We start from the raw sequence: 16,842 nt of genomic DNA, 5'->3' as shown, positions 1-16,842 counted from the left end.
CCGGGGCGATGCATCCCGGCGTTTCATGAGACAATTGTAGCACCATGGACACCGCCTTCAGCGCCTTCATCACCCTCCTCCTGGTCATGGACCCGCTGGGCAACGTGCCCATCTTCCTGTCCGTGCTCAAGGACGTGGACCCGAAGCGGCGCCAGTGGGTGATTTTCCGGGAGCTGCTGGTGGCCCTGGGCGTACTGCTCCTCTTCCTCTGGGGCGGGAGCACGGTGCTCGATCTCATGGGGCTGCGGCAGGAATCGATCAGTATCGCCGGCGCGATCATCCTGTTCCTGATCGCCATCCGCATGATCTTCCCGTCGCCCTACGGACTGATCGGTGACGCCCCGGGCGGGGAACCGTTCATCGTGCCGCTGGCCATACCGGCCGTGGCCGGCCCGTCGTCGCTGGCCATCGCCATGCTCATGGTGCATACCGACCCGTCGCGGATGCTCGACTGGACCGCCGCCCTGGTCGGCGCCTGGGCCGTCTCCGCGGTGCTGCTCATGGCCTCACCGCTCCTGCTCCGGGCCCTGGGCAACCGCGGCCTGATCGCCATGGAGCGGCTCATGGGGATGATTTTGGTGATCATCGCCGTGCAGATGTTCTTCGACGGGGTGGCAACCAGCCTGCACCTGTAGCGCCGGACTGCCGCCGTGCTCGACAGGATGGGGTTTTGCCACCACCATGTAGCCTTTTCTGCTCAGCTGCCCCGGCTGAATAGGTAGACAGATCTTGGCCAGGCTGTTCGTAGACAACCTCACCGTGATGGACTTCTCGTTCCTGGACCGGGAGCGTGGCGTGGTCGGTGAGTCCTGGATCGTCGACATCGTGCTCGGCGGCGAGCTCGACGACCAGGGCATGGTCTTTGATTTCGGCCACGTGAAGAAGCAGATCAAGCGGTTTATCGACGCCCGGGCCGATCATCGCCTCCTCGTGCCCGTCGGCGCCGAGGGCTGCCGGACGGAACTGGCCGGTGAGGAACTGTTCATCGAGTTTCCCCTCGCCTCCGGGGCGCTGATCCGGCACCGGTCGCCGCGCGACGCGGTGCTGCTGGTGCAGGCCGACGCCATCGACGCGGCGCAGTTCGCGGGGACGCTGGCGGCGGAGCTTGAGCCCGTCATGCCGGAGAACGTGAAAGAGGTGCTGATCACCCTGCGCCCGGAAGCCATCGAGGGCGCTTACTTCCACTACACCCATGGCCTGGCAAAGCACCGGGGCCAGTGCCAGCGCATTGCCCACGGCCACCGCTCGCGGCTGGAAATCGCCGTCGACGGGCAGCGCGACGCGGCGCTCGAGGCCGAGTGGGCCGGGCGCCTGGCGGACAGCTACATCGCTACCGAGGCGCATATCGCGGACGAGGCCGACCACGGCGGCGTCACCCATCTCACGCTGCGCTACACGGCCGCCCAGGGCGACTTCACCCTCACCCTGCCGCGCGACCAGGTCTATGTCATGCCGCTGGACAGCACCGTGGAGAACATCGCCGGCCACCTGGCCGACCGAATTGCGGGCGCCACGACGGGGGACGTGCTGGTGAAGGCCTTCGAGGGCGTGGGCAAGGGCGCCTTCGGCAGCCGGACGGGACGCTAGCTGCCCTCGCGGGCGCGCGCTTCCAGCATCGCCACCGCCGGCAGGGTCTTGCCTTCCACGTACTCGAGGAAAGCGCCGCCGCCGGTGGAGATGTAGGAAACCCGGTCGGCGATGCCGAACTGGTCGATGGCGGCCAGCGTGTCGCCGCCGCCGGCCAGGGAGAAGGCATCGCTGGCCGCGATCGCCTCCGCCAGGGCGCGGGTGCCGCCGGCAAAGGCCTCGAACTCGAACACGCCGACCGGGCCGTTCCAGAGGATCGTGCCGGCGCCGGTGAGCTGGGCGGCGAGGGCCTCGGCGGCCCGGGGGCCGATATCGAGGATCATGTCCTCCGGGCCGACGTCGGCCACGGCCTTCACGGTCGCCTCCGCATCGGCGCTGAACTCGCTGGCCACCACCACGTCCTCCGGCAGCGGCACCTCGGTTTTCTCCATGAGCGCCTTCGCCGCGGGCACGAGGTCGTGCTCGCAGAGCGACTTGCCCACCGGGTGCCCGGCTGCGGCGAGGAAGGTGTTGGCGATACCGCCGCCGACCACCAGCTTGTCGACCTTGTCGGCCAGGGTCTCGAGCACGGTGAGCTTGGTGGAGACCTTGGAGCCGCCGACGATGGCGACCATCGGCCGGGCGGGCTCCGCGAGGGCCCGCTCCAGGGCCGACAGCTCCGCCGCCAGCAGGGGCCCCGCGCAGGCGGCCGGGGCGTAGCGGGCGACGCCATGGGTCGAGGCCTGGGCCCGGTGCGCGGTGCCGAAGGCATCCATGACGAAGAGGTCGCAGAGGCCCGCATAGGCCCGGGCCAGCGCCTCGTCATCGCTCTTCTCGCCGCTGTTGAAGCGCACGTTCTCGAGCATGGCGATCTCGCCGTCGCCGAAAACCACGCCGCTACGCCAGTCCGGAATCATCGGTACCGGGCGGCCGAGCAGCTCGCCGAGGTGCGCCGCCACCGGCTCCAGCGAAAGCGCCGGGTCGAATTCGCCCTCCACGGGCCGACCCAGGTGCGACATGAGCAGCACCTTCGCGCCCGCGGCCAGCGCCTGCTCGATGGTGGGCAGGGCGGCGCGGATGCGCGCATCCGAGGCCACCCTGCCGTCCTTGAGGGGCACGTTCAGGTCCTCGCGGATGAGCAGCGTGCGGCCGGCGAGGGGAAAGTCCTGCATGAGCTTGACGGAGAGGGACATGGCGGGCTCCTCCGGGGTAGCGCCTAGGCGGTGTGGCTCCAGTAGTGGGCGACGTCGAGCATGCGGTTGGCGTAGCCCCATTCATTGTCGAACCAGGTCAGCACCTTCACCAGCTGGCTGCCGCTGACCCGGGTCTGGCTGGCATCGATGATACTGGAGCGCGGATCGTGGTTGAAATCGCAGGAGGCCAGGGGCTCCTCCGTGTAGCCGAGGACGCCGTCGAAGCGCGCGGCGGCGGCTTCGGCGAGCGCGCGGTTCACGGCGGCGACGTCCGCCGCCGCGCGCACCTGCACCGTCAGGTCCATGGCGGAGACGTTGAGCGTCGGCACGCGCAGCGCCTGCGCGCTGAAGCGGCCGGCCAGGGCCGGCAGGATGCGCTCGATGCCCCGGGCCAGCCCCGTGTCGATGGGAATGATGGAGCGCGACGCGGCCCGGGTCTTGCGCAGGTCCGTGTGGTGGTAGGCATCGAGCACCGGCTGGTCGTTCATCGCCGAGTGGATGGTCGTGATCGTGCCCACCTCGATGCCGAAGGCGTCGTCCAGGGCCGCAATCACCGGCACGATGCCGTTGGTGGTGCAGGAGGCGGCGGAGACGATGCGGTGGCGAGCCTCGAGGCAGTCGTGGTTGACCCCGTAGACCACGGTGGCGTCGACATCCGCCTGCGCCGGCTGCGAGAAGAGCAGGCGCCCGGCGCCAGCGGCGAGGTGCTGCTCGGCGGTCGCGCGGTCCGTGAAGGCGCCGGAGCATTCCAGCACGAGGTCCACGCCGTGGCGGCCCCAGTCGAGGCGCGCCGGGTCTTCTTCGCGGAGCAGCGCGATCGGCTCGCCGGCGATGCTGAAGCCGCCCTCGCAGGCGGCGACCTCGGCCGGGAAGCGGCCGTGGGTGCTGTCGTAGCGGGTGAGGTGGACTACCGTCGCCGCGTCCGCCAGCTCGTTGACCGCGACCACCTCGAGCGCCCCGCGCAGCGGGCTCTCCTGCAGGGCCCTGAGGACACTGCGCCCGATGCGGCCGTAGCCATTGATGGCGAGGCGCAGCATGCTCAGCCTGGCTGCAGGACCTCGTCCACCGCGGCAACCACGTTGTCGACGGTGAAGCCGAACTCCTCGAACAGCGCGCCGGCCGGGGCAGACTCGCCAAAGCTGTCCATGGCGACGATACGGCCGTCGAGGCCGACGTACTTGTACCACCAGTCGCGGTGGCCCGCCTCCACGGCGACCCGGGCGAGCAGGTCGATGGGCAGCACCGACTCGCGGTAGGCCGCATCCTGCTGCTCGAAGACCTCGGCGCAGGGCAGGGATACCACGCGCACGGCGCGGCCCTGTTCCGCGAGGCGCTCGGCGGCACCCACGGCGAGGGCGATCTCGGAGCCGGTGGCGATGATCACGGCCTCCGGCGTGCCTTCACAGCCACGCAGGACATAGCCGCCGCGGGCAATGGCCGCCACCTGGGCGTCGTCGCGGGCCTGGTGCGGCAGCCCCTGGCGCGAGAACACCAGCGCGGTGGGGCCGTCGCGGCGCTCGATGGCGGCGCGCCAGGCCACCGCGGCCTCCACGGTGTCGCAGGGGCGCCAGGTGTGCAGGTTAGGCGTCGCGCGCAGGGCGGTCAGCTGCTCCACGGGCTGATGCGTGGGGCCGTCCTCGCCGAGGCCGATGGAGTCGTGGGTGTACACGAGGATCTGCGGCTGACCCATGATCGCCGCCATGCGCACGGCGTTGCGCGCGTACTCCATGAAGATCAGGAAGGTGGCCGTGTAGGGAATAAAGCCGCCGTGGAGCGCGATGCCGTTGGCGATCGCCGTCATCGCGAACTCGCGCACCCCGTAATAAAGGTAGTTGCCCGCCGGGTCGGCGGCGGTCACCGGCTTGCTGCCGTCCCAGAGCGTCAGGTTGGAACCGGCGAGGTCCGCCGAGCCGCCGAGGAACTCCGGCAGCAGGGCGCCGTAGGCATTGAGGCACTGCTGCGACGCCTTGCGGGTCGCGACACTGGCGCCGGCTTGCTGGCACTCGGCGATCCAGGCGTCGGCGCGCTCGCCGAAGTTCGCCGGCAGCTCGCCGGCCAGGCGCCGGGACAGCTCGGCGGCCAGGCCCGGGTGCGCTTCCGCGTACGCCGTCATCGCGGCGTTCCAGGCCGCCTCGCGATCGCTGCCCGCGGCGCGCGCGTCCCAGCCGGCGTAGATGTCCCCGGGCACCTCGAAGGGCGGGTGGGTCCAGCCAAGGGCCTCGCGGGTGGCGGCGACCTCGTCCGCGCCCAGCGGCGCACCGTGGCAGGACTCGCTGCCGGCCTTGTTCGGTGCGCCCTTGCCGATCACCGTGCGGCAGCAGATGAGCGTGGGCCTGTCGCCCTCGGCCCGCGCCGCCTCGATGGCGCCGCGCACGGCCTCGGCATCGTGGCCGTCGACGGCCTCGATCACCTGCCAGCCGTAGGCCCGGAAGCGGCCAGGGGTATCGTCCGTGAACCAGCCTTCCACCTCGCCGTCGATGGAGATGCCGTTGTCGTCGTAGAAGGCGATGAGCTTGCCGAGGCCGAGCGTGCCGGCGAGGGAGCAGCTCTCGTGGGAAATGCCTTCCATCAGGCAGCCGTCACCGAGGAAGACGTAGGTGTGATGGTCGACCACCGTGTGCCCGGGGCGGTTGAACTGCGCCGCCAGGGTCTTCTCGGCGATGGCCATGCCCACGGCATTGGCGAGGCCCTGGCCCAGCGGGCCGGTGGTGGTCTCGACGCCCGGCGTGTAGCCGTACTCCGGGTGGCCCGGCGTGCGGCTGTGCAGCTGGCGGAAGTTCCTGAGCTCCTCGATCGGCAGGTCGTAGCCGGTGAGGTGCAGCAGGCTGTAGATGAGCATGGAGCCGTGCCCGTTGGAAAGCACGAAGCGGTCCCGGTTCGGCCACGCGGGGTTGGCCGGGTTGTGCTGGAGAAAGTCGTTCCACAGCACTTCGGCGATATCGGCCATGCCCATGGGGGCGCCGGGATGGCCACTGTTGGCCTGCTGCACGGCATCCATGGCGAGGGCTCGGATGGCATTGGCCAACTGGGAGCGCGCGAGGTCGGATCGGGCGGGCATAGGTTCGTCCACTGGTCAAAAGCCCGGCATTCTGGCCCAGCGGGGTGCGGGGGACAACGTAAAAAGTCCTATATCGAAATTTTTTGATAGACCGCGAAGGGCCTGCTAGACTCCTGCGCCATGCAAGGCACAGCCACCCTGACACCGGTCGCCGGGCGCGACGCACCGGACGCCTCCCTCGCGGACCTCGCCGCGGCCTGCAAGGCCTGCGCGGACCCGCTGCGCCTGACCGTGCTCCGGGTCCTGCAGAACGACTCGCTGGCCGTCTCCGAGCTGTGCGAACTCCTCGGCATCCGCCAGCCGGCCCTCAGCCACCACCTGAAGGTGCTGGCCCGGGCCGGGCTGGTCACCAGCCGCCGCGAGGGCACCAGCATCTTCTACCGGCGCAGTGACCTGCTCGCCCCCGCAGGCGGCGGTGCCGTGGCCGCGGCGCTGCTGGCCGAGCTCGACGCCCGGCCCCTGCCGCCGGCCATCCGCCGCGGCCTCGGCGCGCTGCAGCGGGCAAGGGAGAAGAACTCCCGGGACTTCTTCCGCCTGAACGCCGACAAGTTCCGCGAGCAGCAGGACCTCATCGCCAGCTACGAGCAGTACGGCGACACGGTTGCCAAGCTGCTCGCCGAGGCGCCGCTGCCCCGCCGCGAGCTGGCGCTGGAGATCGGCCCCGGGGACGGCCGCTTCCTCGCCCACCTAGCACCGCGCTTCGCGCGCGTGGTGGCCCTGGACAACGCGCCGGAGATGCTCGCCGCCAGCCGCGCCACGGCAGCGGAAGGCGGCCTGGGCAACGTCGACTTCATCCTCGGCGACACCGGCAGCCCCGCGCTCGCCGGCATCCAAGCGGACTGCATCGTCATCAACATGGTCCTGCACCACACCCCGGACCCGGCCCGGGTGCTCGCGGATGCCGCCGCGCAACTCGCAGCCGGCGGCGTCATCGCGGTCACGGACCTCTGCCGCCACGACCAGGGCTGGGCCCGGGAGAACTGCGGCGACCTCTGGCTCGGCTTCGAGCCCGAGCAACTCACCGCCTGGGCGGCGGACGCGGGGCTCGGCGATCTCGCCAGCAGCTTCCTCGCGCAGCGCAACGGTTTCCAGGTCCAGGTGCGCCTTTTCGGCCACGCGACTTCATAAGCACGCGACTCAGACAGTAAGGACACAGCATGAGCGACTACTCCATCTTCACCTCGGAATCGGTGTCCGAGGGCCACCCGGACAAGATGGCGGACCAGATCTCCGACGCCATCCTCGACGCCATCCTCCACGACGACGTGGACGCCCGCGTCGCGGTGGAGACGCTGGTCAAGACCGGCATGGTGGTGATCGCCGGCGAGGTGACCACGAATACCTATGTCGACCTCGAGGAAGTGGTCCGCGGCGTGGTCACCGACATCGGCTACACCAGCTCGAAGGTCGGCTTCGACGGCGCCTCCTGTGCCGTGCTCAACGCCATCGGCAAGCAGAGCCGCGACATCGCCATGGGCGTGGACGAGGGCGAGGACAAGGAACAGGGCGCCGGCGACCAGGGCCTGATGTTCGGCTATGCCAGCGACGAGACCGACGTGCTCATGCCCGCGCCGATCTACTACGCGCACCGGCTGGTGGAGCGCCAGGCCGCCCTGCGCAAGCACGGCACGCTGCCCTGGCTGCGCCCGGATGCGAAGAGCCAGGTCACGCTGCGCTACGAGCACGGCAAGCCCGTCGCCGTGGACGCGGTGGTGCTGTCCACGCAGCACGACGCGGACATCCCCCAGTCCGACATCCACGACGCCGTCATGGACCTGATCATCAAGGAGGTCCTGCCCGCCGAGTGGCTGCACGCGGACACGCGCTACCACATCAACCCTACCGGCCAGTTCATCATCGGCGGCCCCGTAGGCGACTGCGGCCTGACCGGACGCAAGATCATCGTCGACACCTACGGCGGCATGGCCCGCCACGGTGGCGGCGCCTTCTCCGGCAAGGACCCGTCCAAGGTGGACCGCTCTGCGGCCTACGCCGGCCGCTACGTGGCCAAGAACATCGTCGCCGCCGGCCTCGCCGCGCGCTGCGAGATCCAGGTTTCCTACGCCATCGGCGTGGCGGAGCCGACCTCCATCTCCGTGAACACCTTCGGCACCGGCACCGTGAGCGACGAGCGCATCGTGCAGCTCGTACGCGAGCACTTCGACCTGCGCCCGAAGGGCCTTATCGAAATGCTCGACCTGAAGCGCCCGATCTACCGCGACACCGCCGCCTACGGGCACTTCGGCCGCGAGGACGAGCGCTTCACCTGGGAGAAGACCGACAAGGCCGAGGCGCTGCGCAACGCGTAGGACCGGCAACAGACACCGCATTCAAAGCAGGAAGGAGCAAACCATGAGCACCGCAGAGAAACTCGACACGAAGCAGGACTACAAGGTCGCCGACATCAGCCTCGCCCAGTGGGGCCGGCGCGAGCTGGAAATCGCCGAAACGGAAATGCCGGCGCTGATGGCCCTGCGCGAGAAGTACAGCGCGAAGCAGCCGCTGAAAGGCGCGAAGATCCTCGGCTGCATCCACATGACCATCCAGACCGGCGTGCTCATCGAGACCCTGGTCGCCCTCGGCGCCGAGGTGCGCTGGTCCTCCTGCAACATCTTCTCGACCCAGGACCACGCCGCCGCTGCGATCGCCGCCGCCGGCGTGCCGGTCTTCGCCTGGAAGGGCGAGACGGAGGAGGAGTACGAGTGGTGCATCGAGCAGACCATCCTCAAGGACGGCCAGCCCTGGGAGGCGAACATGGTCCTCGATGACGGCGGCGACCTCACCGCCATGCTGCACGACAAGTACCCGCAGATGCTGGAGAAGATCCACGGCATCACCGAGGAGACCACCACCGGCGTGCACCGGCTGCAGGAGATGCTCAAGGACGGCACGCTGAAGGTGCCGGCGGTGAACGTGAACGACAGCGTCACCAAGAGCAAGAACGACAACAAGTACGGCTGCCGCCACAGCCTCAACGACGCCATCAAGCGCGCCACGGACCACCTGCTCTCCGGCAAGCGCGCGCTGGTCATCGGCTACGGCGACGTCGGCAAGGGCTCGGCCCAGTCCCTGCGCCAGGAAGGCATGATCGTCCGCATCACCGAGGTGGACCCGATCTGCGCCATGCAGGCGTGCATGGACGGCTTCGAGGTCGTCTCCCCCTTCAAGGGCGGCGTCAACGACGGCACCGATGACTGCATCGACACGGACCTGCTCGGCAGCATCGACCTGCTGGTCACCGCCACCGGCAACTACGACGTCTGCAACGCCGCCATGCTGCGCGCGATCAAGCGCAACGCCGTGGTCTGCAACATCGGCCACTTTGACAACGAGATCGACACGGCCTACATGCGCCGCAACTGGGAGTGGGAGGAGATCAAGCCGCAGGTACACAAGATCTACCGCAACCAGGCCGAGAACGACTACATCCTGCTGCTCGCCGAGGGCCGGCTGGTGAACCTCGGCAACGCGACCGGGCACCCGTCGCGCATCATGGACGGCTCCTTCGCCAACCAGGTGCTGGCGCAGATCTACCTCTTCGAGCGCCGCTTCGCAGACCTCGAGCCGGACCTCAAGGAGGCCGCGCTGAAGGTCGAAGTGCTGCCGAAGAAGCTCGACGAGGAGGTCGCCGCGCACATGGTCGCGGGCTTCGGCGGCGTGCTCACGAAGCTCACCCAGGAGCAGGCCGGCTACATTCACGTCACCGTGGACGGCCCCTTCAAGCCCGAGAGCTACAAGTACTGAGGACCGGCCATGGCACGGCAGCCTGAGATCAGCTTCGAGTTCTTTCCGCCCAAGACGGACGCCGGGCGGGAGAAACTCCTGGCGCAGACGGCCCCGGCGCTCGCGGAACTGGGGCCGGGGTTCTTCTCGGTCACCTACGGCGCCGGCGGCTCCACCCGGGACCGGACCTTCGACACGGTCACAGCCCTGGCGGACCGGGGCCTCACCGTGGCGCCGCACCTGAGCTTCGGCGGCGACGACGAGGCCACCATCGGCGACCTGCTCGATCGCTACAAGGCGCGCGGCATCGACCGCATCGTGGCGCTGCGCGGTGACATCCCCTCCGGCAACGGCGCCGGCGCGACCATCGTCTACGCCAACGAGCTGGTGGCCTTCATCCGCGAGCGCACCGGCGACCACTTCCACATCGAGGTGGCGGCCTACCCGGAGATCCACCCGCAGGCACTGTCCTACGAGAGCGACATCCGCTACCTCAAGGGCAAGTTCGACGCCGGCGCCAACGGGGGCATCACCCAGTACTTCTACAGCCCGGAGGCGTACTTCTATTTCCTGGACCGCTGCGCCGCCATCGGCATCGAGGCGCCGATCGTCCCGGGCATCATGCCCATCACCAACTACCAGAACCTGGCCCGCTTCTCGCGCAACTGCGGTGCCGAGATCCCGCGCTGGATCTGCCAGCGCATCGAGGGCTTCGGCGACGACCAGGAGAGCATCCGCGAGTTCGGCATCGAGGTGGTCACCCAGCTCTGCGGCACGCTGCTCGACTCCGGTGCCCCGGGGCTGCACTTCTACACCATGAACCAGGTCGAGCCGACCCGGCAGATCTGCGAGAACCTGGGCCTCAAGGGCTAGCCCCGCCGTGGACCGCCCCCGCTTCTTCACCCGCCAGGCGCTCGCCGAGGGCGCCGAGGTCGAGCTGGAGGCGGAGCCGGCCCGGCACATCGCGCGCACCCTGCGCATGCAGCCCGGCGACACCCTGGTGCTCTTCGACGGCAGCGGCAGCGAGCACCCCGGCGAAATCATCGCCGCCGACAAGCGCAGCGTGACCGTGCGCCTGCGCGCCCCGCGCGCCATCGACCGCGAATCCCCCCTCCTCGTGGAGCTCGGCATCGCCGTCTCGCGGGGCGACCGGGTGGACCAGGTCGTGCAGAAGGCCACGGAGCTCGGCATCGCCCGCATCGCGCCGCTGCTCACGGCCCGCGGTCTCAACCTGCTGGCGGACCGGCGCGAGAAGAAGCGCGGCCACTGGCAGCGCATCGCCGAGAGCGCCTGCGAGCAGTGCGGCCGCAACCGCGTGCCGGCCATCGCCGAGCCGCAGCCGCTGGCCCAGTGGGTCGACAGCGTCGACGCCCCGCTGCGCCTGGTGCTGGACCCCCGCGCCGAGCCGCGCGACCTGCCCGCCTACGCGGGCGCCGTCGCGCTGCTCTGCGGCCCCGAGGGCGGGCTGGAGGAAGAGGAGGTCACCCGCGCCCAGGCCGCCGGCTTCGGCACCCTGGTTCTCGGTCCGCGCGTGCTGCGCACGGAAACCGCGCCGCTGGCGGCGCTGGCCGCGCTGCAGGCAAAGTGGGGCGACCTGCGGTTCTAGTCAGTTCTTGCGATACGCCCGCTTGCGGTGAGCGACCTTGATGACGATAACGATCAACCGCTCATCGACGATCTCATAGACGATCCGGTACACGCCCTGCCGTACCCGGTAGCGGTCCTGGCCCGAGAGCTTCTCGCAGTTGGCGGGCCGGGGGTCGGTTCGAAGTGCTTCGATACGCTTCAGAATACGCTCAACGTCCCTACGGGGAATCCCCCGCAGATCCCTGGCAACGGACTTCTTGAAGGAGAGCGTATAGCCCACTAGATCTTGCCATGGGCCTTCAGGTCATCAAGCAGGTCCTGGTAGCTAAGCTCTGGCTCGGCTACGCGTTCGTCGAACGCCGCGAGGTCCTCCTGGTCTTCCGCCAGCAGTTCGCGAACGGCGTCATTGACGATCTCCGACAGGCTCCGGTTTGCATGCGCCGCCCGCAGGCGCAAGGCCCGGTGAAGCTCGGGGTCGAAGTAGATGGTTGAGCGCTTGAGCGGCTTGCCCATGGGAGGCTCCGGGGAAGTCGATGACAGGACATCACTATAGCGTCATGACGCTGTGACGTCTTGCCCATCAGTCCACCAAGTGCGGCCACCGCGCTTCAACCGTCGAACACCAGCTCCCGAGACACGAAGAAATTGAAGCACATCCCCACCACGCCACCCAGGCAGACGCCGATCAATGGAATAGCCGCCTCCCAGCCCGGCGCAAAGTCAGCGCCCTCGCCGGCATAGACCACGAGCGAAAAGACACCGAAGTTGAGGAGGCCGCCCACTGCGTGCACAGCGAAAAACCGCGCCAGCTCATCGAGCACGTGGCGAACGTTGTCGACGTGATGGAAAGTAAAGTAGCGGTTGAGAAAGTAACCGACCATCAGCCCCGCGGGGTAGGACACCAGGCGGGCAGTGTAGGCGTTAAAGGCAGGTTGATACTTCAGCCAGTAAAGCAGGCCGATATCGATCAGCGCCATGGTGAGACCGACGCAGGCGAAACGCAGGAAGGCCGCGCGCGCGCTCGGTGAGAGCACACCCCATCGAAGTAACCTGTAGGAGCGCCGGACCGGGATATCAAAAGCCCAGGAAGAGCATGTCGAGGGCCGCGGAGATCTCATCCCGCTTTTCGGCGAGGCTGCCAACCTGCGCGTACAGTTCGCCAGCAGGCACAGCGGCGAGATACTGGGTCGCCATGACCAGCTCATTGCCGTCGATACGGAACAAGGGGTTCAGGCGCTGCGCAGGCGACGGAGCCGATGCCACAGGCAGGAGCGGCACGACAACCCGGGTGTTCAAGCCATCCAGGAGATCTGACTGAACATCCAGCAGGCAACCGTCTCCGCCTGCGTTCTCGTAGACATCAAAGCGCGCCATCAGAACTGGCGATGGTGCGCTAGGGGCAGACCGTGCGCCTCGACGTAGGCATTTGAACTTGCCAGGGCGTCGCCATTCTCCCTGAGCCACTGCTCCCGCTTGCGCCGCTTTACGGCATCCGCGATCCCGGCCTCCGCAGACCGCGACACATTGATGCCAAGCGCCCTGGCCTCCTCTAAGAGGGACCTGTCGAGCGAGAGGTTGGTCGGTTTGCGTTTCGGCGTTGCGGCTTCAATCGATGGCATGGTTCAACTCCAGGCGCCCACTTCACCATACCTTATGCGCATATTTAATGCGCGGCAAGCGCCTGGCGCGCTCAGCCCAGATGAGGCAGCGCCGCGACCTGCAGCCAAAGCACCAGCGCGAGAAGCAGGGCGGCAAACAGCTCCTGCCGCCACCCCCGGCCATCGAGCATCAGAGCAGCCATCTGCCACCTCCCGGTCGTCGTGGGAGACGACCCTTTCTCACCCCTGAGTGTGGTCGGGAAAACTAGAGCTTTCACACTAATCCTCGGCTGCGATTTGTCGTTCTCGAAAATGCCAGCTGGTAGTAGCATCAGCATCGACCCACCCCCTCTACGGTGACAGAGATGTTTACGATCAAGCGCGTCACTTTCGCCCTGGCAATCCTCGCCTTCGCCCCGGGCGTCGCTATCGCCCTGGACGCCACCGCGCCGACGCCCAAGCTCGCCGCGGACATGACCCCGGTGACGACGGACAACGCCTTTCTCCGCTCTGCCGAGGCGCCGGATTACTGGGCCATGTCGCCCTTCTACCTGGCCCAGCAGACCAACGCCGCCTGCTCACTGGCCAGCATGGCCGTCGCGATGAATACGCTGCGCGGCCTGCCGGCCCTGGCAAAAGAGACGCTTGTCACCCAGGACAGCCTGCTGGCAGCCGTGGCAGACCCCGATTGGAACAGGCAGGCGGCCCAGGACGGCGACGGCGTGACCTTCGACGACCTCGTCGAGCAGGCGCAAGCGGGCCCGACCGCCCTCGCCATCGACGCCTCGGTAGAGGCCCGGCAACCCGCCCTGGACAGCACGGCCACGCTCGATGCGTTCCGGGCCCTGCTGGCGAAGAACGAGCAGTCCGCGAACGACGTGGTCCTGGTCTACTACAACCAGGGCGTCGTCACCGGCGACTGGGACGGCCCGCACGTCTCGCCGATCGGCGCCTATGACGCCGCGAAGGACCGGGTGCTGATCATGGATGTCGACCGCGAGTGGTACGTGCCTTACTGGACAGCCACCGAGACTCTCTACAAGGCGATGCTGAAGCCGACCTCGGCCGAGCATGGCGTGCTCGAGGGCGAAGTCGGCGGCTGGGTCCGGATCGCCCGTGGCGACTGATCGCGAATGACGATCGAGCGACTCGGGCCCGGCCGGGCCGCGAGGGCCCGCGAACTGTTCGCGCTCCTCGCCCGCGTCTTCGACGAGCGGCAGGAAGCACTCGATCAAGCCTACCTGGAAGGCCTGCTGGACGATCAGCGCTTCTGGGCCCTGGCCGCCGTTGAAGACGAGGGCATCATTGGCGGCCTGACGGCCTGGGAGCTGCCGCTGACTGCCCGGCAGTCCCACGAACTGATGATCTACGACCTCGCGGTCGACCCGGCGCACTGGCGTCAGGGCGTCGGCGGGCGCCTGGTGGGAGCGCTACGGGAGCAGGCAAGAGAACAGGCCATCCGGGTCGCCTGGGTACCGGTCGACAACGAGGACACCCACGCCCTCGATTTCTACCGCGCGATCGGCGGAACGGCAGAGCCGGTAACCATTGTTACCTTTGGCGAACCCTCCTAGGCACCCGGCCTACGTCAACGCTACTGACGCCATCCGCCAACGTCGTGGGTCGTGCTCGTGCTACCTTTCCGCCGACCGCGACCATTCATGCGCTCACCGTTTGCCGACAGCGTGAGAACATCGATGTAACCTTTGTCCCAGTCAAGAGTGATCTGGTTGCCGCTACAGCTCCAGCTGCCGCGTTCGGTCCCCTGCCTGGAAAAGCTACCATTCGGATGTATGTCGATATCCGGCCCTGTCTGCCACTTCCAATGGCCATGAAATGCTGAACACTCCCTACCAGCACTTCCGCCGGCCAGGTCTTGAGAAAGACTACGGCAATTGATGACGCCCTCTGCGATGTCGGGCGCGAGATACTGGCCATTTCCGTGCAGCTTGCAGGCGTGCTGCCAAGCCGCGGGATGGCTTGAGAAGCTACCGGCAATCCTGCGCCAGCCAGGCTCTGAATAGTTCGAGTCAGCCACACCGAGTACGCAGGGGGATACGCCGCAATTCGCGTAGACGAAAAGGCCCGAAGAAGCGGAGCTCCGCGCTCCGCCGGGGCAAGCACTACAGGCATTCGGTGACGCGTTGAGTGCGTCGCGGACGGATTCTGCCCGTGCCCAGTCATTGAAGCGCTCGACCATCCACACCTGGTTGCTGGAATTGCCGCCGCTTATCAGCGACGAACGGGACACTGAATAGCACGCACACTGCCAGGGCGGGGCAGAGAGGTCGACCAGCCGCTTGTGCAGATAGACGTAGTCGTTGACGCCCTGCGCTGCGAGCGAGGGAGCAAGGAGCGCAAAAACTATCGGAAGAAGCGTTCGGTAGCGCATCAGAAGCACCTCCTGTGCCAGTGGCAGAGTGCCGGGCAGCAATTCCCCGCGGTCTACGCCGCTCCGAGTTCAGCAGCAACACAAGAACAGAGTAGACACGCCACGCTAACTTTTCGAGCACCGTTGCATCCTGCTACCCCGGACAAAGGGTCTGGCGGAGACTGGCGCGCCTCAGGAATTCTCAGGCAGTGAAGACGACTCGTAGCTGAACGTGCCGTCGGGCCGGCGCCAGACACCGCCGGTCTCACCGAGATAGGGTCGAGCGCTCGGTTCCGGTGCTTCCAGCAGCAATGGCGCCACCTTGCCTCCGGCCACGAGATAGCCGGTGCAGCAAGCCAGCACCTCTGGGTTCACATCCCCCAGGACGGACCGCGTGGCGTGACTGAACTGGCCCGGGGCTTCGAAGTTCGCAATTTGCGTCCTCCCATCGGAGTGGTCCCAGACGGCGAGCGCATCGCCGGCGACGAAGCTTCGACGACCGTCGAGTTCGGCGACGATACCGATGCTGCCTTCGCTGTGCCCCGGCAGCGGAACCAGATGGAGGCCGGCCACCTGCATGGGCGCGGTGACGCGTTGATCGACCTCGATACAATTGCCGGGCAACGGCTCGTCGCATCCCATGAACACCCTGAGACCCAGTGCCTCCTTCCAGCACTGTGCGCTACCGACGAAGTCGGTATGACTGATAACCAGCGTCGTAAGCTGGCCAAGTGCGCACACGGTCTTCACCGAGTTTTCATTGAAGATGGGGGGCGGGTCGAACAGCACGACTTCACCGCCAGCTTCGATCGCGTAACTGACGTGTTCCCACTCCCGGGTGAAGCGCGGCTGCTTGCGAAGGCAGCTGACCGATGGGCTCAAGCGCTCAACGTCCAGCGTGAGTTCCGTGACTGCGGGGTCGTCGAGCGTCTTCATGGCCGACACCCTCGCACCACAGAGCGGGCAGCAGTAGTCGCCGGCCAGGTACTCGTCCTCCGGAATCCATTCAACGTGCCCGCAGACACGGCAGAACCAGGGAACGAGTCGTGGTGATGGCATGCGACTACCTCGCTCTCGCGTACCGCTTCACTCCGCCTGCCGGACCCCATCTTCCAGCGCCAGCAGGCAGACAGCCAGCAGCACCGTGGCCAGCACTCCGGAGCCCCCGGCCAGCGGCAACTCACCGAAAACATCCCGGCCCGCCGCCATGGATGCCGCGTTGCTCACCAGCGCGACGATGCCGAACGCGACGCTTGCGCCGCCGAGCAACCTCGACCCCGACACCAACCTGTCCATACCGAAAACGATCAGCGCCAGGGCCAGGAGTACCTTGGCCGCGTTGTAGACCATAAAGGAAAAGGCCACGATCGCCTCCGCCGCCGGCGCCAGTGCCTCGGCCTCTCCGGCCGCTTCGAAGAACGGGCCGAACAGGGTCAGGCCGACACCAACCTGCACCACGTTGAGCACGGCGGCCGCCATGATGGCCGACCAGGCCAGCTGAAGCCTCCCCGCCTGCGCCAGGGCCGACCCGGCAAGCGCGGCCAGCAGCACGAAAAGCAGGCCCTCGGTGCCCCACAGTAACCGGCGCGGTACGTTGGCTTCCGCCAGGTAGAGGGCCGTGTACACCGCCTGGGTCAGGGCCGCCAGGAGCAGCAGGCATGCGATCAGCTGCGCTGTGCGCCTCAGCGTGAATTCCATCATTCGGTTGACCTCCGCTTTGACGCCGGCAGCCCGCCGACGTTACGC

The 16,842-nt window shown here is 67.7% G+C and carries 20 protein-coding genes; 9 read left to right on the top strand and 11 right to left on the bottom strand.

Annotation, left to right across the window (positions count from 1 at the left end; all coding sequences use genetic code 11):
* Positions 1 to 44: 44 nt before the first annotated feature.
* Together RKE50_RS16060 and RKE50_RS16055 are read left to right on the top strand one after the other, a co-directional pair.
* On the top strand, positions 45 to 635 hold the full coding sequence (locus tag RKE50_RS16060) for a YhgN family NAAT transporter (protein WP_350038123.1): 591 nt from the start codon (positions 45 to 47) through the stop codon (positions 633 to 635).
* A 94-nt stretch (positions 636 to 729) separates the two neighbouring features.
* Positions 730 to 1,587 carry a 6-carboxytetrahydropterin synthase gene (locus tag RKE50_RS16055; protein ID WP_350038122.1) on the top strand — a complete coding sequence of 286 codons (858 nt, stop codon included), beginning with the start codon at positions 730 to 732 and terminating at the stop codon, positions 1,585 to 1,587.
* Here RKE50_RS16055 and RKE50_RS16050 read toward each other — a convergent pair.
* Genes RKE50_RS16050 through tkt form a run of 3 tightly spaced genes read right to left on the bottom strand, consistent with a single transcriptional unit; the run spans position 1,584 to position 5,817 of the window.
* The gene (locus RKE50_RS16050; RefSeq protein ID WP_350038120.1) at positions 1,584 to 2,759 is read right to left on the bottom strand and encodes a phosphoglycerate kinase; all 1,176 of its coding nucleotides are present in this window, start codon (positions 2,757 to 2,759) and stop codon (positions 1,584 to 1,586) included. The two genes, RKE50_RS16055 and RKE50_RS16050, sit on opposite strands and share 4 nt — an antisense overlap.
* A gap of 23 nt (positions 2,760 to 2,782) precedes the next feature.
* Positions 2,783 to 3,796 carry a glyceraldehyde 3-phosphate dehydrogenase NAD-binding domain-containing protein gene (locus RKE50_RS16045; protein WP_350038118.1) on the bottom strand — a complete coding sequence of 338 codons (1,014 nt, stop codon included), beginning with the start codon at positions 3,794 to 3,796 and terminating at the stop codon, positions 2,783 to 2,785.
* A 2-nt stretch (positions 3,797 to 3,798) separates the two neighbouring features.
* Positions 3,799 to 5,817, bottom strand: a complete 2,019-nt coding sequence (gene tkt / locus RKE50_RS16040; RefSeq protein WP_350038116.1) for a transketolase — start codon at positions 5,815 to 5,817, stop codon at positions 3,799 to 3,801.
* 120 nt (positions 5,818 to 5,937) lie between these two features.
* Here tkt and RKE50_RS16035 point away from each other — a divergent pair, with 120 nt between their 5' ends.
* From RKE50_RS16035 to RKE50_RS16015, 5 genes are read left to right on the top strand one after another with little or no spacing between them, the layout of a single operon-like run.
* Positions 5,938 to 6,945 carry an ArsR/SmtB family transcription factor gene (locus RKE50_RS16035; RefSeq protein ID WP_350038114.1) on the top strand — a complete coding sequence of 336 codons (1,008 nt, stop codon included), beginning with the start codon at positions 5,938 to 5,940 and terminating at the stop codon, positions 6,943 to 6,945.
* A gap of 29 nt (positions 6,946 to 6,974) precedes the next feature.
* Positions 6,975 to 8,126, top strand: a complete 1,152-nt coding sequence (gene metK, locus RKE50_RS16030) for a methionine adenosyltransferase (protein WP_350038113.1) — start codon at positions 6,975 to 6,977, stop codon at positions 8,124 to 8,126.
* Positions 8,127 to 8,169: 43 nt separating this feature from the next.
* A complete protein-coding gene (gene ahcY, locus RKE50_RS16025; protein ID WP_350038111.1) occupies positions 8,170 to 9,561 on the top strand; it encodes an adenosylhomocysteinase in 1,392 nt (463 codons plus the stop codon).
* A 9-nt stretch (positions 9,562 to 9,570) separates the two neighbouring features.
* On the top strand, positions 9,571 to 10,413 hold the full coding sequence (metF, locus tag RKE50_RS16020; protein WP_350038109.1) for a methylenetetrahydrofolate reductase [NAD(P)H]: 843 nt from the start codon (positions 9,571 to 9,573) through the stop codon (positions 10,411 to 10,413).
* Between the two features lie 7 nt (positions 10,414 to 10,420).
* Complete coding sequence (locus tag RKE50_RS16015) at positions 10,421 to 11,146, top strand: 16S rRNA (uracil(1498)-N(3))-methyltransferase (protein WP_350038107.1); 726 nt, start codon at positions 10,421 to 10,423, stop codon at positions 11,144 to 11,146.
* Here RKE50_RS16015 and RKE50_RS16010 read toward each other — a convergent pair whose 3' ends face one another.
* The 5 genes from RKE50_RS16010 to RKE50_RS15990 form a co-directional block, all read right to left on the bottom strand.
* Complete coding sequence (locus RKE50_RS16010) at positions 11,147 to 11,407, bottom strand: type II toxin-antitoxin system RelE family toxin (protein ID WP_350038105.1); 261 nt, start codon at positions 11,405 to 11,407, stop codon at positions 11,147 to 11,149.
* The gene (locus tag RKE50_RS16005; RefSeq protein ID WP_350038103.1) at positions 11,407 to 11,640 is read right to left on the bottom strand and encodes an RH3 domain-containing protein; all 234 of its coding nucleotides are present in this window, start codon (positions 11,638 to 11,640) and stop codon (positions 11,407 to 11,409) included. Before RKE50_RS16005 ends, RKE50_RS16010 begins: the two co-directional genes overlap by 1 nt.
* A 95-nt stretch (positions 11,641 to 11,735) precedes the next feature.
* Complete coding sequence (locus RKE50_RS16000) at positions 11,736 to 12,161, bottom strand: GtrA family protein (RefSeq protein WP_350038101.1); 426 nt, start codon at positions 12,159 to 12,161, stop codon at positions 11,736 to 11,738.
* 40 nt (positions 12,162 to 12,201) lie between these two features.
* Positions 12,202 to 12,501 carry a CcdB family protein gene (locus RKE50_RS15995; RefSeq protein ID WP_350038099.1) on the bottom strand — a complete coding sequence of 100 codons (300 nt, stop codon included), beginning with the start codon at positions 12,499 to 12,501 and terminating at the stop codon, positions 12,202 to 12,204.
* Entirely contained in the window at positions 12,501 to 12,746 is a 246-nt protein-coding gene (locus tag RKE50_RS15990; RefSeq protein WP_350038098.1) for a type II toxin-antitoxin system CcdA family antitoxin, read from the bottom strand. The genes RKE50_RS15995 and RKE50_RS15990 overlap by 1 nt, the downstream gene beginning before the upstream one ends.
* 344 nt (positions 12,747 to 13,090) lie before the next feature.
* On the opposite strand from RKE50_RS15990, the gene RKE50_RS15985 reads away from it, so the two are divergent.
* Together RKE50_RS15985 and RKE50_RS15980 are read left to right on the top strand one after the other, a co-directional pair.
* Positions 13,091 to 13,852 (top strand): phytochelatin synthase family protein, encoded by a 762-nt coding sequence (locus RKE50_RS15985; protein WP_350038096.1) that lies wholly within the window; start codon positions 13,091 to 13,093, stop codon positions 13,850 to 13,852.
* 6 nt (positions 13,853 to 13,858) lie between these two features.
* Positions 13,859 to 14,299, top strand: coding sequence for a GNAT family N-acetyltransferase (locus RKE50_RS15980; RefSeq protein ID WP_350038094.1), 441 nt, complete (start codon positions 13,859 to 13,861; stop codon positions 14,297 to 14,299).
* 20 nt (positions 14,300 to 14,319) lie between these two features.
* Here RKE50_RS15980 and RKE50_RS15975 read toward each other — a convergent pair whose 3' ends face one another.
* The 3 genes from RKE50_RS15975 to RKE50_RS15965 form a co-directional block, all read right to left on the bottom strand.
* Positions 14,320 to 15,117: a hypothetical protein gene (locus RKE50_RS15975; protein ID WP_350038092.1), complete on the bottom strand. Its 798-nt coding sequence runs from the start codon at positions 15,115 to 15,117 to the stop codon at positions 14,320 to 14,322.
* A 171-nt stretch (positions 15,118 to 15,288) separates the two neighbouring features.
* On the bottom strand, positions 15,289 to 16,032 hold the full coding sequence (locus RKE50_RS15970; protein WP_350038090.1) for an MBL fold metallo-hydrolase: 744 nt from the start codon (positions 16,030 to 16,032) through the stop codon (positions 15,289 to 15,291).
* A gap of 150 nt (positions 16,033 to 16,182) precedes the next feature.
* Positions 16,183 to 16,797 (bottom strand): thiamine biosynthesis protein ThiC, encoded by a 615-nt coding sequence (locus RKE50_RS15965; protein WP_350038088.1) that lies wholly within the window; start codon positions 16,795 to 16,797, stop codon positions 16,183 to 16,185.
* Between the last annotated feature and the right edge of the window lie 45 nt (positions 16,798 to 16,842).

Origin of the sequence: Pseudohaliea sp. (assembly GCF_040217025.1) — a bacterium.
Taxonomy (GTDB): domain Bacteria; phylum Pseudomonadota; class Gammaproteobacteria; order Pseudomonadales; family Halieaceae; genus Pseudohaliea.
The sequence above is the reverse complement of the archived record's forward strand: the minus strand, read 5'-3'. Positions and strand labels throughout refer to the sequence as shown.

Excerpts from the sequence above, each read along its gene's own strand:
- RKE50_RS15975 (WP_350038092.1), bottom strand. The coding sequence starts at position 15,117 with ATGCGCTACCGAACGCTTCTTCCGATAGTTTTTGCGCTCCTTGCTCCC.
- RKE50_RS16050 (WP_350038120.1), bottom strand. The coding sequence starts at position 2,759 with ATGTCCCTCTCCGTCAAGCTCATGCAGGACTTTCCCCTCGCCGGCCGC.
- RKE50_RS15965 (WP_350038088.1), bottom strand. The coding sequence starts at position 16,797 with ATGATGGAATTCACGCTGAGGCGCACAGCGCAGCTGATCGCATGCCTG.
- RKE50_RS15995 (WP_350038099.1), bottom strand. The coding sequence starts at position 12,501 with ATGGCGCGCTTTGATGTCTACGAGAACGCAGGCGGAGACGGTTGCCTG.
- RKE50_RS16045 (WP_350038118.1), bottom strand. The coding sequence starts at position 3,796 with ATGCTGCGCCTCGCCATCAATGGCTACGGCCGCATCGGGCGCAGTGTC.
- RKE50_RS15985 (WP_350038096.1), top strand. The coding sequence starts at position 13,091 with ATGTTTACGATCAAGCGCGTCACTTTCGCCCTGGCAATCCTCGCCTTC.
- RKE50_RS16005 (WP_350038103.1), bottom strand. The coding sequence starts at position 11,640 with ATGGGCAAGCCGCTCAAGCGCTCAACCATCTACTTCGACCCCGAGCTT.
- tkt (WP_350038116.1), bottom strand. The coding sequence starts at position 5,817 with ATGCCCGCCCGATCCGACCTCGCGCGCTCCCAGTTGGCCAATGCCATC.
- ahcY (WP_350038111.1), top strand. The coding sequence starts at position 8,170 with ATGAGCACCGCAGAGAAACTCGACACGAAGCAGGACTACAAGGTCGCC.
- RKE50_RS15990 (WP_350038098.1), bottom strand. The coding sequence starts at position 12,746 with ATGCCATCGATTGAAGCCGCAACGCCGAAACGCAAACCGACCAACCTC.
- metK (WP_350038113.1), top strand. The coding sequence starts at position 6,975 with ATGAGCGACTACTCCATCTTCACCTCGGAATCGGTGTCCGAGGGCCAC.
- metF (WP_350038109.1), top strand. The coding sequence starts at position 9,571 with ATGGCACGGCAGCCTGAGATCAGCTTCGAGTTCTTTCCGCCCAAGACG.
- RKE50_RS16060 (WP_350038123.1), top strand. The coding sequence starts at position 45 with ATGGACACCGCCTTCAGCGCCTTCATCACCCTCCTCCTGGTCATGGAC.
- RKE50_RS16035 (WP_350038114.1), top strand. The coding sequence starts at position 5,938 with ATGCAAGGCACAGCCACCCTGACACCGGTCGCCGGGCGCGACGCACCG.
- RKE50_RS15980 (WP_350038094.1), top strand. The coding sequence starts at position 13,859 with ATGACGATCGAGCGACTCGGGCCCGGCCGGGCCGCGAGGGCCCGCGAA.
- RKE50_RS15970 (WP_350038090.1), bottom strand. The coding sequence starts at position 16,032 with ATGAAGACGCTCGACGACCCCGCAGTCACGGAACTCACGCTGGACGTT.